The organism is Blautia wexlerae, assembly GCF_013300825.1.
Taxonomy (GTDB): domain Bacteria; phylum Bacillota; class Clostridia; order Lachnospirales; family Lachnospiraceae; genus Blautia_A; species Blautia_A wexlerae_B.
In genome coordinates, this window is the sequence record NZ_JAAIMY010000011.1 from 70,472 (window position 1) to 88,845 (window position 18,374).

Genomic DNA, 18,374 nt, shown 5'->3' on the forward strand with positions numbered 1-18,374 from the left:
GCATTATGAATATAATAAAAGAAAAAAGCAGGAGGTGTTCTTATGGCAATTGCAACAAATATTTTACAATGTCTGGTTCCAATTTCACAATTCAACAAAGGCCAGGCTTCAAAAATATTTGACCGTTTACGTTCCGAAAAAGAATTAATCGTACTAAAGAATAATCAACCATCAGCAATCATCCTGTCTCCCGAAGAATACACCAGACTCACAGAGATAGAAGAAGATTATTTCTTATTGCTGGAAGCCAACAAACGACTCGAAGAAAACGGTTCAAAACCGACAGTTCCATTATCCTCTGTTTTAGATGAACTTGGAATAACCGAAAAAGAATTAGAAGAAACGGAGGATGTTGCTATCGAATGACATGGAATATAGAATTTCTCGAAGAAGCTAAAAAGGATCTGAAAAAACTGAATCATTTCGTACAGCTCCAAGTTGTAAAAGGAATTGAAAAAGTCAGAAAAAATCCTCTTCCCACAGATAAAGGAGGCTATGGAAAACCTCTCGGAAATAAAAACGGAATCAATCTTACAAATCTTTTAAAAATAAAATTCCGGGATTTAGGTATCCGAGTAGTTTACAAACTGGAATATGTAGATGACATTATGAAAATAATCGTCATCTCAGCACGAACAGATGAAGCAGTATACAAAGAAGCTGCTAAAAGACGAGAGAAAAATAAATTCTGATTTCATAAGAATAGTACATCCAAAAGCATTGTAACAATATCTCATCCGCATTGTTACAATGCTTTTTTAGGTTTTACTAACCTCTATAAATAATTGACCATTCCAGTCATCTACGTTATGATAATAGTATCACACTTTTTAAGGAGGAAATTCCAATGAAAAAATTCATGGAAGAATTCAAAGCATTTGCCCTGCGTGGCAATGTCATGGACATGGCAGTCGGTGTTATTATCGGAGGTGCTTTTTCCGGAATCGTAACCTCTCTGACCGACAACTTCATCAACCCGATTCTTAACGTACTCACAGGTGGAGCTACATACACACTTCAGGATGTATCCGGATTCGCATCCTCATTCATCGCATCCGTAGTAAACTTCATCATTATGGCCTTCATCCTCTTCTGCCTGCTCAAAGCCGTAAACAAAGTCACCTCACTCGGTACCAAGAAAGAAGAGCCAGCCTTCCGACAACCAAGGAATGTCCATTCTGTATGAGCGAAATCGACATCAAAGCAACACGCTGTCCACACTGTACTTCCCAGTTACCGGAAGAAAATGCAGAATAATCCGATATCAGGGTCAAAAGGCCACAAAGTCGTTCGTGCTTGCACGATAAGATTTTCTGATCTTGGGACCCGCATTTTTCAGATACACTAAACGGTATCATATTATTACATATCAAAAGGACTGTCATAGACGGAAAATTACGTTTTTCGCCAATGTGCCAGTCCTTTTTACTGTATTATATTTTGCATACACACTATTCTGCTGTCTCTATTCCTTTTCTCGCTCCTGCTCCAGCAGCCTAAACGACAATTCCAGATAAAAAATCTCCTCCGGATCATCCAGCTCCGACTGCAGGATTTCCTTAATCCTGTCCAGCCTGTAAAGAAACGTACTGCGGTGGATAAACAATTCCCTTGCCGCCTGGGTTGCACTGAGATGTTGCTCCAGATACACTCTCAATGTCTCCATGTACTGAGTCTGATTCTCCTCATCATGCTTCTTCAATTCCAGCAGTCCTTCATGACAGATCATTGTTCCCGGCAATCTTCTTGTTGCCTGTTCCAGAATATAAGTCAGTGCCACCTGACCGAAATAATGAATCCACAGATAAGGCTTCTTACGGCTTCCTACATCCAGAGCCGTCTTCGCCTGCACATACTGCCGTCTCAGATTCATATGTCCTGTCATCACCCTGCTGTATCCGGCTTTCAGATAAGTATCCCTGATAAAATAAACCAGTTTTCCGGCTACTTCCTCCTGGCTTTTTCCAAGTCTGGTAAGGTCAAAAAATGCCACAATTTCATCCTGATAAAGAAAACTCACTGAATCCTCAAATTTCTTCTTAATATATCGGCAGATTGCCTTTGTGGAAAGATTCTGCTGATTCAGATAGGTGATCTGCAGGATCAGGCACATATATTCATGATTTCCGCTCCATCCCAGTTCACTCAGTTCTCTGCTCACCTGCATATAATCCGCAGTCCTGTCCGACAGAATTCTCACAAAAATCTGCTCCATATCCCTGTCCGGATCTTCTTCCTCCGCTTCATGCGCAAGCAGATACTCCAATTTCTCCACCAGAATATCCAGTACACAGATAACTCTCAGTGTAATCTCTGATCTGCACTCAGTCAAAACCAGCCTGTGAGTTGCTTTCCCATCCACAAACAGATTTCTGTTCATCGAACGACATCCACTGATGTAAGCCGAAAACATCACATATTCATGCGTATCTGCCATATCTCGATAAGTCTCATTCTGCAGAAGCGCATTTACATATTCCATATTCAACCCGTCATCTGTATACAGCCGCGCCCTCGGCGGCAGATACTCGCTTCCCGCTTCCGCCACAAAGGTAAAATCCAGTCCTGTTACAGTCATCGGATTCTGCAGAAATTCCGATGTCACCTGCAAAAGCCTGTCCATTCCGGCATGTTCTAACATCAGATCATGAATCTTCCGTTCCCATTCATCAGCCGCATCAAAAATCTCCTGCACATCATTCATAAATTCTGCTATTTCTTCCAGACTATCAAGTGCAATATGAATATACGGAATCTGCTGAAGCTCTTCTGATGCAGCATCAATTTCCTCTCTCCCACAAAATACCCAGAGTATATTTTCAGCAGTCAGAACTGCCGATTCCCACTCTTTGTCATATCTCTGTACCACATAAACATGCCCATGTCGAAATGTTTCTTTTTTTTCATAACACAAAAAGGGGCGCAGATATCCGTCTGAATCGGATAAAGTTCCCCTTTCCGTAATTTCATATTTCTCTTTTATTTTTTCATATAAATAAACTGATAACAGCTGCAAGTCTACAATCCTCCTGTCACATAATTGAAGCACCTATTTTACCAGTCAATTCTATAGCAATTTAACTCACATTATGTCTTTCTCATACGCACCTGTCAGCCCGGTTCTCACACAATAAACGTCTTCGCAACCTCCACAGCCTCAATACAGTTCTCTGTATAGGCATCTGCTCCCATATTCTTCGCCAGCTGCTCCGTTACTGCACCTCCGCCAACCATAATCTTAAATTTATGCCTACTGCTGCTTCGTTTCAGAGACTTTACCACCTGCTCCATCTCTGGGATTGAAGTACTCAGAAGCGAGGAGATACACACGATCAACACATCAGGATTCTGTTTCACTGCGCGCAGAAACTGCTTCTCAGAAATATCCACTCCCAGGTCGATCACCTTAAATCCGGCACTACGAAACATGAGCGCAACCAGATTCTTACCTACATCATGCAGATCACCTTCCACTGTTCCAAGGATCACAGTTCCGATATTCCTCCTGCAAAACTGCGAGTCCTGTTCCTCCAACAATTCAAATCCCTTACGCACACTCCGGGCTGCTGCCAGAATTTTAATAATATCCGCACCATTGGATTTGTAATTCTCTCCCACTGTTCGCATAGCCGGAGTCATGGCCTCTTCCACAATCCGCCCTGCAGGAATATGCTGCTTCAATGCCTCCCTCACCAGCTTCTCTGTCTCCCCCGGATGCCCGTCTTCAATTGTTTTTCTTAACTGTTCCAGTACTGTCATATCCTCAAGCCACCCTTAATACCTTCTGCCAAAAATCCCCCGCCCTGCGGCGAAGGATTTTTTGATTTTTCAAACACGCTCTACGCTTTCAATATCTGTATTTTATCATAGCTCACTGTTATTTACAACGAAAACTGACTTCCCTTTCCGCAGCCTCCACAGAGAACATTACTGTTCATTCCGTTCTCAGTAAAGTAGCCAAAATTCATTCCAGAAGGTAACAGCTCGTATAAGCAATCGTACAATCCCCATAATAATACTGTAGATCATTGGCCTGGCAGACCTGTGTTACCAGCATCCCATAAGCCTCCATCGATGAGAAAGCCTGTTTCGGAAATCTGCATGGAGCATCCGGATAAGTACAGACCTTACATTTCGTACAGCATCCCGCACCAATCGCCAGCATATCCGGATAAATCTCCCGAAGTTTCTTCTCAAATTTCACAAAATACTCCTTATGTCTGGCTTCCGTTTCCATCATTCCCTCACCATCAAGAGCATCCTCCAATTCACCAACTGTCTGAACAATAATCCCATACTTATACTGTCGGACTTTCGCTTCACATTCCTCAAGAGAGCCACATCCCGGAGGACAGCTCCAGCACTTATCATACTTATGACAGGTATCCGCTGCGCACATCTGACGCACCTCCGGCTTCAGCTCAATCGTATCACAATCCAGCAATACCACATGTGAAAAACCCTGTTCCATTCCCATTTGCTCTATTTTTTTTATATCCATAATCTAACCCCTTACTCTCTTGTATAATCTATAGCAACCTCATCAGGCAGATAAAATTATTCACCTGTCTCAAACCCCAGCTCATCAATAAAATAATCCTGAAAATCAGCCGAAGCAGCCAGTTCAACGAATTCAATCTTTCTCACCAGCTCATCCATCTCCAGCATTTCCTTCTCATTCACAAGTGCGATCTTCGCACCCTCACCAGCAGCATTTCCCACTGGCTTCACTTTCTTCACAAGCGTCGCCGGAAGCAAACCAATCTTCCCTGCACTGACCGGATCCATATAGTTGCCAAAAGCACCTGCAATATATACCGAACCGATGTCATCTTCTGTAATCCCAAGCCTCTCCATAAGCATCCGAATCCCTGCCGCAATCGCAGCCTTCGCAAGCTGAACCTCCCCGATATCTTTCTGAGTCAGATAAACCCCTCTCTCGTTTCCGGCCCGCTCTGGCGGTACCAGAATAAACGCATCTTGCTTCTCCTGTCCGCTTCTCAGCACACCATTCTCATCCAGCATTCCAGCATCCAGAAGACCCGCCACCAGATCGATCAATCCCGAACCACACAAACCAACCGCCGGCTTATTCCCAACAGTTGTATAGTTCCACTTCCCATCCTCATACTTCACATGATCCACAGCCCCGGCCGCTCCACGCATTCCACACTCAATCTTCGCACCCTCAAAAGCAGGCCCGGCCGCAGTAGAACAGGTCACCATCCGCTCCCTGTTTCCCAGAACCATCTCACCATTCGTTCCAATATCGATCATCAGAGAAATCTCTTCCCTCAGATCCTGCCTGATTGCCAGCAGACATCCACAGGTATCCGCCCCCACATATCCTGCAATATCCGAAAGCATGATCAACTCTGCACGCTCCTGCACAGCCAGACCGTAATCCCCCGCATTCAGCACAAGCCTCTCACTCACAGCCGGAGTATACGGCGCATGCACCAGCGAAGCCGGAGAAATCCCCAGAAACAAATGATGCATACAGGTATTTCCCACAACACACACCTGAAAAATATCCTCTCTCCTTATCCCTGCATCCTCTGCCAGACTTCCCAACATCTCATTAACCGCTTTCCGAACACACATACTTAACGCTTCTGTTCCATGCTCCAGCGCATAATTCGCCCGCATGATCACATCCGCACCATACTGCGCCTGAGGATTCATCCTGCTCTCAACTGCCAGAGTCCTCCCATCCGCACCATCCAGCAAATACCCTGCAATGGTAGTCGTCCCAATATCAAACGCTGCCAGACACCTCCGACCAGCTTCCTTCCTCATTTCCAGAATCCGCCGTCTACTGTAAATCACATACCATTCATCAGAATCCCTGCGCATCCCATACAATTCACCCGCCAGCTTCAGATCCACCTCCATCTGCCCCGGCTCAACCTCACCATCTGTCTCCGCCAGCGTATCCAGCAGCCTCTGCCAGTCCGACCGCTTCTCCCCTGTTTTCGCCTTCTCCAGCTCAACCTGAGCCATCCATAGTCCCGGTTCAAACACAACTTCTCTGTTAAATCCATCCGTCAAAATCTTCTCATTGCCAGCCCTATCCAATGTCTCCACTACACAAGTCTCACCTTCACAAATCCGCACCTGACACGCTTTAACCACTTCACCATTAATCTTAACCAGACACTTCCCACATTTCCCCAAACCGCCACAAGGCGCATCCGGTCTCAGTCCCGCCTGAATCTCCGCCTCCAACACAGACCTCCCGGCATTCACTTCTATCTCAATCCCTTCACGCACAAACTTAACCCAAGCCATAAAAACCTCCCACATTTCCAATCCAAGCATCACAACAACCAACAATATTATACCACTCCATAACACAAAGGGACCACTCCACAGAGCAGTCCCCTCATAATATTTTCATTTTATACTAATACCTGCATAAACCAATCAGATCAGGCCGCCAACTTCTTAGCCAGAGAAGCCGCACTGGCCGCATCATCTGAATAACCATCAGCCCCAATCTCCTCAGCAAACTCCTCAGTAATTGGCGCTCCGCCAACCATAACCTTAATATTACCTCTGAAATCCGCCGCATTCAACGCCTCAACAGTCTCCTTCAGAGCCGGCATAGTAGTAGTCAGCAGTGCAGAAAGCGCAATGATCTTAACATCCGGATTCTCTTTATAGCACTCAATAATCTTAGCCGCCGGAACATCAACCCCAAGATCGATCACCTCAAATCCGGCACTCTCAATCATCATGGCAACCAGGTTCTTACCAATATCATGAAGGTCACCGGAAACCGTAGCAATGATAACCTTACCAAGTGCACCTGTAGAACCAGATGCCAGATGCGGTTTCAGAACCTCAACACCTTTCTTCATTGCACGAGCTGCAACCAACATCTCCGGAACAAAAATCTCACCATTTTTGAATTTCTCGCCAACTACAGACATCGCACTGATCATACCATCATTGAGAATCGCAACCGGATCATCACCCTCATCAATAGCTTCCTGTACAGCCGGTCCTACTAATTTCGCTTTCCCTTTTTCAACTAATTCCGCAACTTCATTTATCTTAGACATAATCAAATCCTCCTGTTATTTCTTAATTTCAGATTCTAACCACTTAATTCATTTACACAGCTTCTTCAGATTCAGCTTATTTCTTCTTCGCTGTACCAATCAGGCCTTCCCTGTAAGCCCCGATATATTCCATACAATAATCATCCAGACCAAGCAGTGCCTCCGTTGCATAGACAAGGCCAAGCATATCCTTATTTGTTGGATCCATAATTCCGCTGTCCAGTCCTGCATTCATTGCCAGTACCAGGAACCCGTAATTAATCAGCTTACGAACCGGCAGATTAAAGGAAATATTACTGATCGCTGCCGTAATATGAATGGTCGGATACTGCTCACGTACACTTGTGATCGTCTCAATATTCGTTGCAATACCATCCTCAGAAGTACAAAGCATCTCAACCAGCGGATCAATGTGAATCCTGTTCGGAGCAATTCCGTACTCTTTCGCTTTCGCCATGATCTTGTCAAAAACTTTCAAACGGTCTGCTGCACATTTCGGAATACCTGTATTGTCACTCAGCAGCGCAATTACCTGCCATCCCTCATTTCCCGGCTCTGCCATAATCGGGAAAATCGTATCAATCTTATGTCCCTCTCCTGATACAGAATTAAAAATTCCAGGTTTCTTACAAAACTTATAAGCCTGTGCCAGAACATCCGGACTTGGACTGTCGATAGAAATCGGAAGATCTGTAACCTCCTGAATACAATCGATCATCCATTTCAGGGTTTCCACTTCCTCTGCCTCCGGAACAGAAGCACAACAGTCAATATATGTAGCTCCACTATCCGCCTGAAGTTTTGCTCTCGCTTTGATAAACTCTGCGTCTCTTTTCGCGATTGCTTCTGCTACTGACGGAATAGAACCATTAATTTTCTCACCAATAATAATCATTTTGCAAACACCTCCAGCTGTCTCTTTCAACTCTTGCCAGACTAAAAATCAGTCCATTTATTTAATAGTCCCCACCCGCTGCTTATTGCACCTCGCAATTGAAGCAGGGGGACTTGCTTGATTCAGTTAAAACATAATCTGCCATGGAAGTCTTGTAGACTCAGAAGCCTTAATACCAAACTTCTCTTCATTCAGCTTATCAATAGAATCACAAAGGGATTTGTAAACTCCCGGATAAACAGAACCAGGACCACCCTGCGCAATACAAGGAATAAAGTATTTATTACCGCATTCCTCACATACACGACGTACAACTGCATCACAATTCTCATCTGTCCAGCCTTCGAAGTCTACTGCGCGATTCTCAATACCACCCATGAAACTGATCTTGCCACCATATTTCTTAATCAGTTCCGGAAGATTATTTGTCTCCATACATCCCTGCCATACATCAATTCCCATCTCGATCATAGACGGAACCAGTGTTGCAGCATAGCTGTCAGAATGATGGATAACCAGTTCAACTCCATGGCTGTGATAATATCCATAAATCTCTTTATATGGCTCAAGTAAAAATTCATCAAACATTGCCGGACTCATAAATGTGCTGTCCAATCCGCCCCAGTCATCATGATGGAAAATTGCATCTGGATGAAGATTAGAACAGATACCTTCTGCCAGCTCCAGCTCCCATTCTGTCAGATACTTGATCAGATCATGCATTTCATCAGGATTGGTAATATAGTAAACCAGCGCATTGCTGATCTCACAGAGATGATGCGTCTGCTCAAATAATCCCGGTGCTACGAAAGCTGCTTTAAAAGCCTGCTCACCATCAACTGCATCATACTGGGCTTTCACCATATCCCACTGATCCTGAGTAAATTTCAGAGACGGTGCATGAACATAATCTTGCCAGTCTTCGATATCCTTTACTACGATCTTATCAGGAGTATGTACAGGGAAAGAACCCGGAACTCCTTTCGGGAAAGTATTTGTTACGCCCCATGCATTTACCACATTTTCCTGACCCGGCTCAAGAAGCGGGTTAGCAAACATAAATGGATGAAACAGAAGCTGCACTGCTTCATACTGATTGACAAATCTGTCAGGATTACCGCCTTTTATTACTTCAAGCATATTCTGTTTTGGTGTTAACATACGATCTACCTCCTCATATAATTCAGGAAACGCCCCCACATTTCCATATTTATTTAGTTAAATTGTCGCTCTTTATCTTGTTTTCGATGATTTTATTGTATCATTTGTATACTCCAAAATATATAAGCAGATATGTGGAATTTTTCCATCCGGATTCCTACAATTTGTATGAACTATCATTGAAACTTACTACTCTATAAACTCTGTTTTCATATATCACATTTCAGTACTGCTCAGTAAATGACCACTAAACATTCAAAGATATAAAAAGAGACTGTAGTTTCAACATTATCCATAAATAATAGATATCATTGAAACGCTACAGTCTCATTCATTATAGTTACAATTTTTAATTATAATACAAACTATTTCTTCTTAGTTTTGACAGTCTCTGACCATTGGCTAAATACCTTGGTCTCATCTTCTGATGTACGATTCCATGCATGTAAGCCAATATAGTAAGTACCTGCTTTTACATTTGTAAAGGTTACAGTTACCTTGTTTCCCTTCACCTTCTTTACATACTTACCGTAATCAGTTGGACGCTTTTCACCATTTGCTTTCATGTATTTTGTTCCAAGCACAACATCATATCCCTCTGCATCTTCACATGCAGTATAAGTTACTGTTATCTTAGAACCTTTTGTGACTACTTTCTCAATCTTCGGTATCTCTGGTGTAATAGCTGTTACTTCTAACTTCTGAACCTCAGACCACTGACCAAATACTTTCTTTCCATCAGCATCTCGAGTCCATGCATGGCATGCTACATACCAGGTACCCTTATCTGTATATCGGAATGATGCTTCTGCTGAAGACTGATTTTTTATAACCTTTTCATATTCCCTTGTCTGAAGCAGATCAGCAGATTTTCCAATAACATAATCATAACCTTGTGCTCCCTTGCACTCTGTCATTTTGACTTTTGCGGTATTTCCGGAATCCTGTGTTTCATTTACAACTGCTTTTGCAGGTTTTGTATAGGTTCCTTCACTGGTTCTGACACTGCCATCAACATCATATACATTGCCTTCTGTATCAGTCGCAATACCCTCTTTGGTTACTTTCCAGCCGGCTCCGGTTTCAACATCTTCAAGGCCAGGTCTGCTGATCACACTGCCTTCTGCTGTGATAACAGCACCTTCACTCTGTATATACTGTGGTCTGACGCCATCCTTGCCTGTAGTAACAGCAATATTATCGGTTGAATCATTTAAATCTGCACCCGGAAGCGTAATATTTCCATTTACATCTACAGTTGTTCCATTTGTATCTGTGACAGTTCCTTCCTTATCAATAGAAGGCTTCTTACCCTGATCATCAGCCTTGAGTACACTACCATCCGGAAGAGTGATGCTTCCGTCATTCTTAATAACTGTACCATTCGGAGTTGTAAAGTTTCCGTTCACATCAGATTTTGTTCCGTCTGGATATCCCTCTGGTACTGGTGCCGGAGTAGGCTGGGATGGAGTGTCTGGTTCTGGATTCGGGCTCGGTGTTACTGTTGGTTCCGGATCCGGGCTCGGTGTTACTGTTGGTTCTGGATCTGGGCTCGGTGTTACTGTTGGTTCTGGATCCGGACTTGGTGTTACTATTGGTTCTGAAGACTTCTGTAATGCTTCTATAGCTTCATTCAAATCTACAATCGCCTTTGCCATCTGATTTTCTGAAATATCCGTTTGTGCTAAAAGTTCTTGGGCATTTTTTAACTGTGCTTCTAACTGCGCCCAGCTTTCTCCCGTATAATCAGACTTGTTAAGCTTTGCACATTTCTCACATAATTTTTCTAATTCTTCTTTGCTTACCTTTGTAACTGTAAAACTTTTCGCATTTTTAGCCCATACAAGCAATGGTCCTGGTGAAAATTTTCCTACATTATATGTAAGCTTCATCACGCCACCCATATGATGATATACATTATTTCCCCATTTGAAAGCTTCAAATTCATTTTCGTTCACATTTACTGTATCATTATAATTAATCTGCACTACATAAGTTCCTACAGTTTTAATTGTAGCGCCAACACACATAGAATCATTATATGGTTTTCCCTTATCGAATTCCACTGTAATGCTATTACTATCTTCTCCTACCGGATTTTCATTCTCTTTATAGTAATCATGATAGCTTACCAGTTGCAGTTTATTCTCTACATTAACTTTTTTTGGCAGAGAGCCAAAACTACATGTTAATGAGTATTCCCCGTCTGGTAAGTCCCATATTTTTCCTGTAGCATTTTCTATTTCGTAATTTATTCCACCAAGCTGTGAAATGTCACGTCCAGTATAGTATACAGTTTTTCCGTCAATTTCAGCTTTTACCTCCACAGACAGTCGATCTAAATTATATGTATATTTTCCATACTCATCGCCAAGATCCTTAAATATTTGTGGAGTCAATAACCGTACACTCTTAATATCCAGATTCTTCTCTTTAATATTAACTGCATCAGCTGAACCGCTATATTCAACATATGCTTTACTTCCTGCTTCCAGTTCAACTAAAAAGGGATCTGCACTGGTTACACTTTCCATACGTTCCGCTTTCTTTCTATCTACTGAAACCAATGCTCTGTCAATGTCATGTTGTTGGCTGTTAAATTTAATCTGAAAAGTCTTTTTCGTATCAGATGTATTTTCGAAATAAAATCTCTTAATATTTAATCCATCCGCAACTGATTTTACAGGAATAAATGCATCATCGGACTGAACAGATACCTTATAATCCTCAGGCATATTTTTTACATCCTGAACAGAATAATTATAATCTGTATCATATTTTCCTGCACCAATCTTTAAGCTCAGAGGATGAGAACCTTCCGGATAATTTCTATAGCCATCGTATGGATCATCAATAGAAACTGTTCCATATCCTTCTACTTCGCCCAAACCTGTTACTGTTTTACTTTCACCATTTGACAGGTTAATATTAAACGTGGTATTTTTTACTGCATTTTTCAAATCCAGTTCACCGGTATCTCCAAATGACTGATCCAGAAACTGTTTGTAAAAAACGCTCGGAATACTTTCCGGATTGCTTACAGTTACACCGGTAATTGTAGTTTCTTCGTCTCCATCTGCCAACGCACTTACAGACTCCCCTGAAGAGAATGTCACTGTATCTTCATTTTCTGTAACATTTTCTCCTGCTTCATTTACCAGACTGCTAATTTCTTCGGAAGAATCCGAAAACTCCGCTGTCTCGCCTGCATCAATACGTTCCACAGAAATCATACCATCCTCTGCAGCCCATACAACGCTTCCAGAATTAATTGCCATCGCTGCAGTCAGCATCCATGCCAGTGCTGCTGATGTCTTTCTCTTTGCCATATTTTCCTCCTTTTGACCACCCGATAAAACTCTACCAGGAATACTTGGTCAACTATTTTAATTCAATTTTCATAATATCCCCCCCCCCCGGGTAGTCTGTCAATATATTTTTGTCTGTGCTTCTACTTGTCATGCCTTATAAAACACGGTATAATTTTGTCAATCTTTCAAGAATATGCACAAACCAGGCGGATATTGTCAATCCGCTTTCGCTATTTGCTTGATTCGGTTAAATTAATTATAGAAAGGACTCCATTAAGTATGAATCCTAAAAGACAGGTAAACCACAACATTCGTAAACATTTTAACAGTATTATCTACAACATTTCCCGCTACACAGAAATCGTGTTATCCATCATTATCCTTGTAGTGATCGCATTGGCCGGAATCCGTCTGATCATGGAAGTCGCAGGCACCGCTGTTCCTGATATGGATACAGAATTCTTCACCAGCTTCCTGTCCCAGGCATTGTCCCTGGTAGTCGGTGTAGAGTTTGTAAAAATGCTCTGCCAGCATTCCGCACAGACTGTTGTCGAAGTCCTGATGTTCGCCACTGCACGTCAGATGGTCGTTGAACATCTTGGTCCAAATGAGACACTTCTCGGCGTGATCAGTATTGCGATTCTTTTCGGCATCCGCAAATATCTCATGACCGACAACGATGACATGAACTCGCATAAAAATAAAGACGCAGAAACGCATTAAAGTTTACTGTATATTTAGCCATGTACTCCATAAGACATTACCAGTAAACATTATAGAACACGAAGTGAACAGAAACACACTTCGTTGGATGACTGCATGCGGATTGACGTAAACAGCAACAAAAAGACTGCATACCCGGTACTATCTGTAATTTTTATAAATAGCACCAAACTATGCAGTCTTTTTTATTTCCACATACTGATAAACAGTTGTCTCAAAAAAAGGTATATTTAAAATATTTTATAGTTAATATTATCAGTAAGATGGTTTCTGTTTAATAATTTATGTTTAATAATTTCCGCTGAAAAACTTACTGTCTTTTGGCAGCTCATAATCTTTAAAATAAGCTCCAAAATCTATCTTCAGATAATTACAGAGATTAGCCAGTTCAACCATAGTATTGTCATTTACTGGAATGCCATTTTCCCTGCGTTCTTTTTCTGCCATAATTTCTTTCTCACCATGAGTATAAATCTGCTCTGCACCTTCGGCCTTCGGACTCTGGCGAAGAGTTTCCAGATATTCTGAGAAATGCGCCTTGATATCATCTGCATTTCCGAAGATTGCAGGATCGATTGCTGCAAATCCATGGCAGATACCTGTTTTGTCTTTAAATGTACAGCATTTATCAGAAGTAACACCCATAGAAAGAATAGAACTGAAAATCTCACAGAGCATTCCATATCCATAACCTTTATGGCTTCCGTTTACCTCTTTGTTGCCGCCAAGTGGCATAATTCCGCCGCCTTTCTTGCCGACAATGTTTGCAAGTACAGCCGGTGCATCCGTACTTTCATGTCCGTCTGCTCCGAGAGCCCAGCCCTCAGGAAGCTGTTTGCCTGATTTATTATACATTTCCAGTTTTCCCCTGGTTACAACTGTTGTAGAGCAGTCAAAAAGGAAAGGATAAGGTTCTGCAGGCATTGCTACTGCAATCGGGTTGGAGCCTAACATTGCCTTACGTCCAAAGGTAGGTACCATAATCGCTTCTGAGTTAGTGCATGCCATTCCAAGCAGTCCTTGTTTAGAAGCCATTTCCGCATAATATCCAGCAATACCAAAATGATTGGAATTTCTTACTGAAACAAAACCAACACCTGTTGTTTTCGCTTTCTCAATTGCTTTCTCCATTGCAAAATGACTGATCAGCTGTCCCATTCCATCATGTCCGTCGATCACTGCTGATACAGGCGTCTCAAATACAACCTCCGGTTCCGCATCCGGATGAATTGTACCTTTCTCAATTCCTTTATCATATCTTACCATTCTCTGCATTCCGTGACTCTCAATCCCGTACAGGTCTGCGGTAAGCAAAACATCTTTAATAATATTGGTCTGTTCCTCATTGAAACCAAACTTCCGAAATACGTCGTGGCAAAAAGTATTTAATGTGTCATAACTCCATTTCACGTAACCCATAACTGTAAAAGCCCTCCTTGAAGTATTACTCGTTTTCTTTTTGGTATTACCAATTTTCTAAGTTGATTATACCACTTGCTTTTTCAAAGTGCAATACGCTATTTTATTTTTTTCAGAGCTTACTGTTTTGGAAAATATCTTTTTATAATCAGATATTTTTGTCTCTTGCTTTTATAAAAGCTCAGGAATATACTATGAGCAGATAATAAACCGACCGTTAAACAGTCTGTACCTTTCAGGTATTCTCATTATCTCCTCATATTTTTCAGAAAAGGACTATTACATTATGATTCAAGACATCGCACCACATATTTACCATAACGAATACAAACCCTCTGCCCCGGATAAAGACAGCTTCATCCTCACCTATGAAAATGGCAGAATTCTTCTTCCCCGGCAGGATCGTGAAGAGGCGATCACATTTCCACGTTTCCAGGAATTAGATGGAAGGCTCGATAATCTTTATGTGAACTATATCTACCTCTTCTCCATTGATGACCAGCGCTTTTATCTGATCCCACATCTGGATACTGTACTTCTTCCTGACTATGAATTTCAAGATGTACGTGTCCTGCGTACTGCACATCCGCAACATCTGGCATTTGCAGGAATTACAGGACATCAATTGTTCCAGTGGTACAGCAATCGTCAGCATTGTGGCTGTTGCGGAAAACCAATGATTCACAGCCAAAAGGAACGTATGATGGAATGCCCTTCCTGTGGCAATCACGAATATCCGGTTCTGTGCCCTGCTGTTATTGTGGGGATTACAAATGGAGATAAGATCATCCTCTCCAAATATGAGGGACGCAGCTTCAAACGCTATGCTTTGATTGCAGGTTTCGCAGAAATCGGGGAAACCATCGAAGAAACCGTACACCGTGAAGTAATGGAAGAAGTAGGTCTGAAAGTCAAAAATCTCCGCTACTACAAGAGCCAGCCATGGTCCTTCAGCAGCTCTCTGCTGTTTGGATTCTTCTGTGATGTAGACGGTGATGATACCCTGACTGTTGACCATGAAGAACTCTCCATGGCACAGTGGGTAGAACGTGACAAAATCCCGGATCAGGGCAATAATATCAGCCTGACCAAAGAAATGATGATACTCTTCCGTGATGGGAAAGAACCCAGATAAACAATATTCTATATCAGAAAAAGCTCATAGAATATTTTTCCCTATTATGCCAAAAGGATACATGCACTGTGATTTTATTGTGCATGTATCCTTTTCGTTTCTCTGTAAAATTGCTTCACTATATTCTCAAAAATATTTCTGATTACTCTTCACGCCGCACTCCCGCTGCCAAATCCACGGCTTCTGCGGCTTCCATTACATTCCTGTTCGAATTCTTTCAGTTTCCGTCTTGCATCCGGTGTCAGGTTTGTCGGAACTTCAATCTGTACAGTTGCATATTCATCACCGTGTACAGACGGATTGTTCATGGCAACGATACCCTTACCTCTCAGACGTATCTTCGTTCCGGACTGAGTACCCGGTTTGATGTTACAGAGAACATCACCGTAAATGGTGTGAACCTTTGCCTCACCACCAAATACTGCTGTTGTAAATGGGATATTTACAGTTGTATAAACATCTCTGCCTTCCCGTTTATATCCCGGTTTATCCTGAACATTTACTTTCAGAAGCAGATCACCGGCTTCACCTCCGCCCACTCCCGGATATCCTTTTCCTTTAAGTCTGATAGACTTACCGGATTCAATACCTGCCGGAATATTGACTTCATAATTCTGGACACCACCGTTGCTGCTCTGCAGGCGAATAACCTTCTTACCGCCAAAAGCAGCTTCATCAAAGCTGACAGTAACCTCTGCATGAAGATCCTCACCTTTACTGCTGTAAGAACCACCAAAGCCCTGACTGCGGAAATCACTTCCGCCTGTACCAAAGCCACTGCCGAAACCATCAGTTCCATTACTTCCGAATCCGCCAAAACCGCTTCCGTGAAAACCACTGCCACCGAAGCCGCTGCTTCCAAAACCACCTGATGATTTACTCTTCTTAAATCCACCACCAAAGATGTTCTTCAGGATATCATCCATATCTTCGCCATTTTCAAAATGATATTCATGATAACCATTGCCATCACTGTACGAGCCATGGAAACCGCCACCAAAAGGATTGCCCTGTGCTCCGCCAAAGCCACTGCCAAAAGGACTTCCCTGTGCGTTTCCATAATTACCGGCGCCTTCTTCAAAAGCAGCGTGGCCGAACTGGTCATATAGTTTACGCTTCTTCTCATCACTCAAAACATCATAGGCTTCATTTACTTCCTTAAAATGCTCTGCTGCCGAAGCATTTCCCTCATTGCTGTCCGGATGATATTTCTTGGCCAGTTTTCTGTATGCTTTCTTAATCGTTGCTGCATCCGCATTTTTGTTCACGCCCAGAACTTCATAGTAGTCTCTTTTCAATATCATCACCTTCCCTCATAAACACATTCTAACGCAATCATTCCTGATTTCATATTTCTGCAATCCTCATTATGCAAACAACGGGAAGCCAAAAGATTTGACCCCCCGTTGCTGTAACTTAGCATTTATTATCCTTCAATGGAGATGCTGTGCTTCTGTTCCACTGCTGGCTTTGCTTCTTTCTTCGGAACAAATAATGTCAGGATACCATGTTTGAATTCTGCTTTGATGTCGTCCTGATGTACTTCTTTACCTACATAAAAGCTACGACTGCAGGCACCTGCATAACGTTCTCTGCGGATATAACGTCCTGTCTCTTTTTCTTTCTCGTCTTTATCCAGGCCTTTCTCTGCACTAATGGTCAGATAACCATTTTCAAGTGCTGCATGAACTTCATCTTTCTTAAATCCTGGAAGATCTACAACCAGTTCGTATCCGTTATTCATTTCCTTGATATCAGTTTTCATTACATGATTTGCTTTATGTCCATAAAGTTTCTTCTCTGCATCTTTCATTGCTCTGTCATCATAATAAAATGGGAAATCTCCAAAAAAGTCATCAAATAAATTTTCTCCAAAAATACTAGGCATTAACATAAGTCATATCTCCTTTTCTAATATATTTTATATATGTCAAATCTGTTCGCCAGATTTACTTTCCAAATCTATCTTTACAGGTTTTTTCAACCTTTTATCTTCAATCTTTTAGTGTAAGCTTTTATTTTTTATATCTGTTTTTAATCTCTGGCTGACCCTTAACGGGTCAGTCAGAATATTTATTCATCAGCCTTCAATGGCAATTGTTTTCTTCTGTTCTACTGCTGGTTTTGCTTCTTTCTTTGGTACAAATAATGTGAGGATACCATGTTTGAATTCTGCTTTAATGTCTTCTTTCTCAACTTCTTTACCTACATAGAAGCTACGGCTGCAGGCACCTGCATAACGTTCCTTACGGATATAATGTCCTGTCTCTTTTTCCTGCTCATCTTTATCCAGGCCTTTCTCTGCACTGATAGTCAGATAACCATTCTCCAGATCAGCCTTTACTTCATCTTTGGTAAATCCCGGAAGATCTACGACCAGTTCATAGCCTTTATCAGTTTCCTTGATATCGGTTTTCATTATATGGCTGGCTCTGCGTCCGTAAAGTTTCTTCTCTGTATCTTTCATTGCTCTGTCATCATAATAAAATGGAAAATCTCCAAAAAAGTCATCAAATAAATTTTCTCCAAAAATACTAGGCATCAACATAAGTCATCTCTCCTTTTCTATACCGTCCATCTATATATGATGGACTCTCAGTTATGCATCTTTACCTTGTTTCTTTGGAACTTAGGTTATTCGGAATCTCATGGAACTTATTTCT

16 protein-coding genes and 1 pseudogene are annotated in these 18,374 nt (G+C 41.9%); 5 read left to right on the forward strand and 12 right to left on the reverse strand.

Annotated elements, in window-relative coordinates:
- The first annotated feature begins 42 nt into the window (after nt 1-42).
- The 3 genes and pseudogenes from G4417_RS07665 to mscL all read left to right on the forward strand — a co-directional run bounded on the left by G4417_RS07665 (nt 43) and on the right by mscL (nt 1,257).
- Complete coding sequence (locus tag G4417_RS07665) at nt 43-366, forward strand: type II toxin-antitoxin system Phd/YefM family antitoxin (RefSeq protein WP_025581277.1); 324 nt, start codon at nt 43-45, stop codon at nt 364-366.
- Entirely contained in the window at nt 363-692 is a 330-nt protein-coding gene (locus G4417_RS07670; RefSeq protein ID WP_173683210.1) for a type II toxin-antitoxin system RelE family toxin, read from the forward strand. Before G4417_RS07665 ends, G4417_RS07670 begins: the two co-directional genes overlap by 4 nt.
- 155 nt (nt 693-847) lie before the next feature.
- Nucleotides 848-1,257: pseudogene (gene mscL / locus G4417_RS07675) on the forward strand (large conductance mechanosensitive channel protein MscL).
- Between the two features lie 208 nt (nt 1,258-1,465).
- Here mscL and G4417_RS07680 read toward each other — a convergent pair.
- The 8 genes from G4417_RS07680 to G4417_RS07715 all read right to left on the reverse strand — a co-directional run bounded on the left by G4417_RS07680 (nt 1,466) and on the right by G4417_RS07715 (nt 12,452).
- Nucleotides 1,466-3,016 (reverse strand): PucR family transcriptional regulator, encoded by a 1,551-nt coding sequence (locus tag G4417_RS07680; protein ID WP_202048507.1) that lies wholly within the window; start codon nt 3,014-3,016, stop codon nt 1,466-1,468.
- Nucleotides 3,017-3,123: 107 nt separating this feature from the next.
- Nucleotides 3,124-3,759 carry a cobalamin B12-binding domain-containing protein gene (locus tag G4417_RS07685; protein WP_173683212.1) on the reverse strand — a complete coding sequence of 212 codons (636 nt, stop codon included), beginning with the start codon at nt 3,757-3,759 and terminating at the stop codon, nt 3,124-3,126.
- 205 nt (nt 3,760-3,964) lie between these two features.
- The gene (locus G4417_RS07690) at nt 3,965-4,501 is read right to left on the reverse strand and encodes a DUF2284 domain-containing protein (RefSeq protein WP_173683213.1); all 537 of its coding nucleotides are present in this window, start codon (nt 4,499-4,501) and stop codon (nt 3,965-3,967) included.
- Nucleotides 4,502-4,557: 56 nt separating this feature from the next.
- On the reverse strand, nt 4,558-6,291 hold the full coding sequence (locus tag G4417_RS07695; protein ID WP_243268841.1) for an ASKHA domain-containing protein: 1,734 nt from the start codon (nt 6,289-6,291) through the stop codon (nt 4,558-4,560).
- Between the two features lie 140 nt (nt 6,292-6,431).
- Entirely contained in the window at nt 6,432-7,067 is a 636-nt protein-coding gene (locus tag G4417_RS07700; protein WP_173683214.1) for a corrinoid protein, read from the reverse strand.
- Nucleotides 7,068-7,143: 76 nt separating this feature from the next.
- On the reverse strand, nt 7,144-7,962 hold the full coding sequence (locus G4417_RS07705) for a methyltetrahydrofolate cobalamin methyltransferase (RefSeq protein WP_173683215.1): 819 nt from the start codon (nt 7,960-7,962) through the stop codon (nt 7,144-7,146).
- Between the two features lie 126 nt (nt 7,963-8,088).
- Nucleotides 8,089-9,123, reverse strand: coding sequence for a uroporphyrinogen decarboxylase family protein (locus G4417_RS07710; RefSeq protein ID WP_117675997.1), 1,035 nt, complete (start codon nt 9,121-9,123; stop codon nt 8,089-8,091).
- Between the two features lie 365 nt (nt 9,124-9,488).
- Entirely contained in the window at nt 9,489-12,452 is a 2,964-nt protein-coding gene (locus tag G4417_RS07715) for a hypothetical protein (protein WP_173683216.1), read from the reverse strand.
- Nucleotides 12,453-12,713: 261 nt separating this feature from the next.
- Here G4417_RS07715 and G4417_RS07720 point away from each other — a divergent pair, with 261 nt between their 5' ends.
- The gene (locus tag G4417_RS07720) at nt 12,714-13,157 is read left to right on the forward strand and encodes a phosphate-starvation-inducible PsiE family protein (protein WP_173683217.1); all 444 of its coding nucleotides are present in this window, start codon (nt 12,714-12,716) and stop codon (nt 13,155-13,157) included.
- Nucleotides 13,158-13,445: 288 nt separating this feature from the next.
- Here G4417_RS07720 and G4417_RS07725 read toward each other — a convergent pair whose 3' ends face one another.
- Nucleotides 13,446-14,576, reverse strand: a complete 1,131-nt coding sequence (locus G4417_RS07725; protein ID WP_173683218.1) for an Ldh family oxidoreductase — start codon at nt 14,574-14,576, stop codon at nt 13,446-13,448.
- A gap of 286 nt (nt 14,577-14,862) precedes the next feature.
- Between G4417_RS07725 and nudC the strand changes: the two genes are divergently transcribed.
- Nucleotides 14,863-15,711, forward strand: a complete 849-nt coding sequence (gene nudC, locus G4417_RS07730; RefSeq protein WP_173683219.1) for an NAD(+) diphosphatase — start codon at nt 14,863-14,865, stop codon at nt 15,709-15,711.
- 149 nt (nt 15,712-15,860) lie between these two features.
- Here nudC and G4417_RS07735 read toward each other — a convergent pair whose 3' ends face one another.
- From G4417_RS07735 to G4417_RS07745, 3 genes are all read right to left on the reverse strand, one after another.
- Entirely contained in the window at nt 15,861-17,012 is a 1,152-nt protein-coding gene (locus G4417_RS07735; RefSeq protein WP_334296874.1) for a J domain-containing protein, read from the reverse strand.
- 125 nt (nt 17,013-17,137) lie between these two features.
- Nucleotides 17,138-17,605: an Hsp20/alpha crystallin family protein gene (locus G4417_RS07740; protein WP_019160363.1), complete on the reverse strand. Its 468-nt coding sequence runs from the start codon at nt 17,603-17,605 to the stop codon at nt 17,138-17,140.
- A 186-nt stretch (nt 17,606-17,791) separates the two neighbouring features.
- Nucleotides 17,792-18,259 (reverse strand): Hsp20/alpha crystallin family protein, encoded by a 468-nt coding sequence (locus G4417_RS07745; RefSeq protein ID WP_055054114.1) that lies wholly within the window; start codon nt 18,257-18,259, stop codon nt 17,792-17,794.
- Nucleotides 18,260-18,374: the final 115 nt, after the last annotated feature.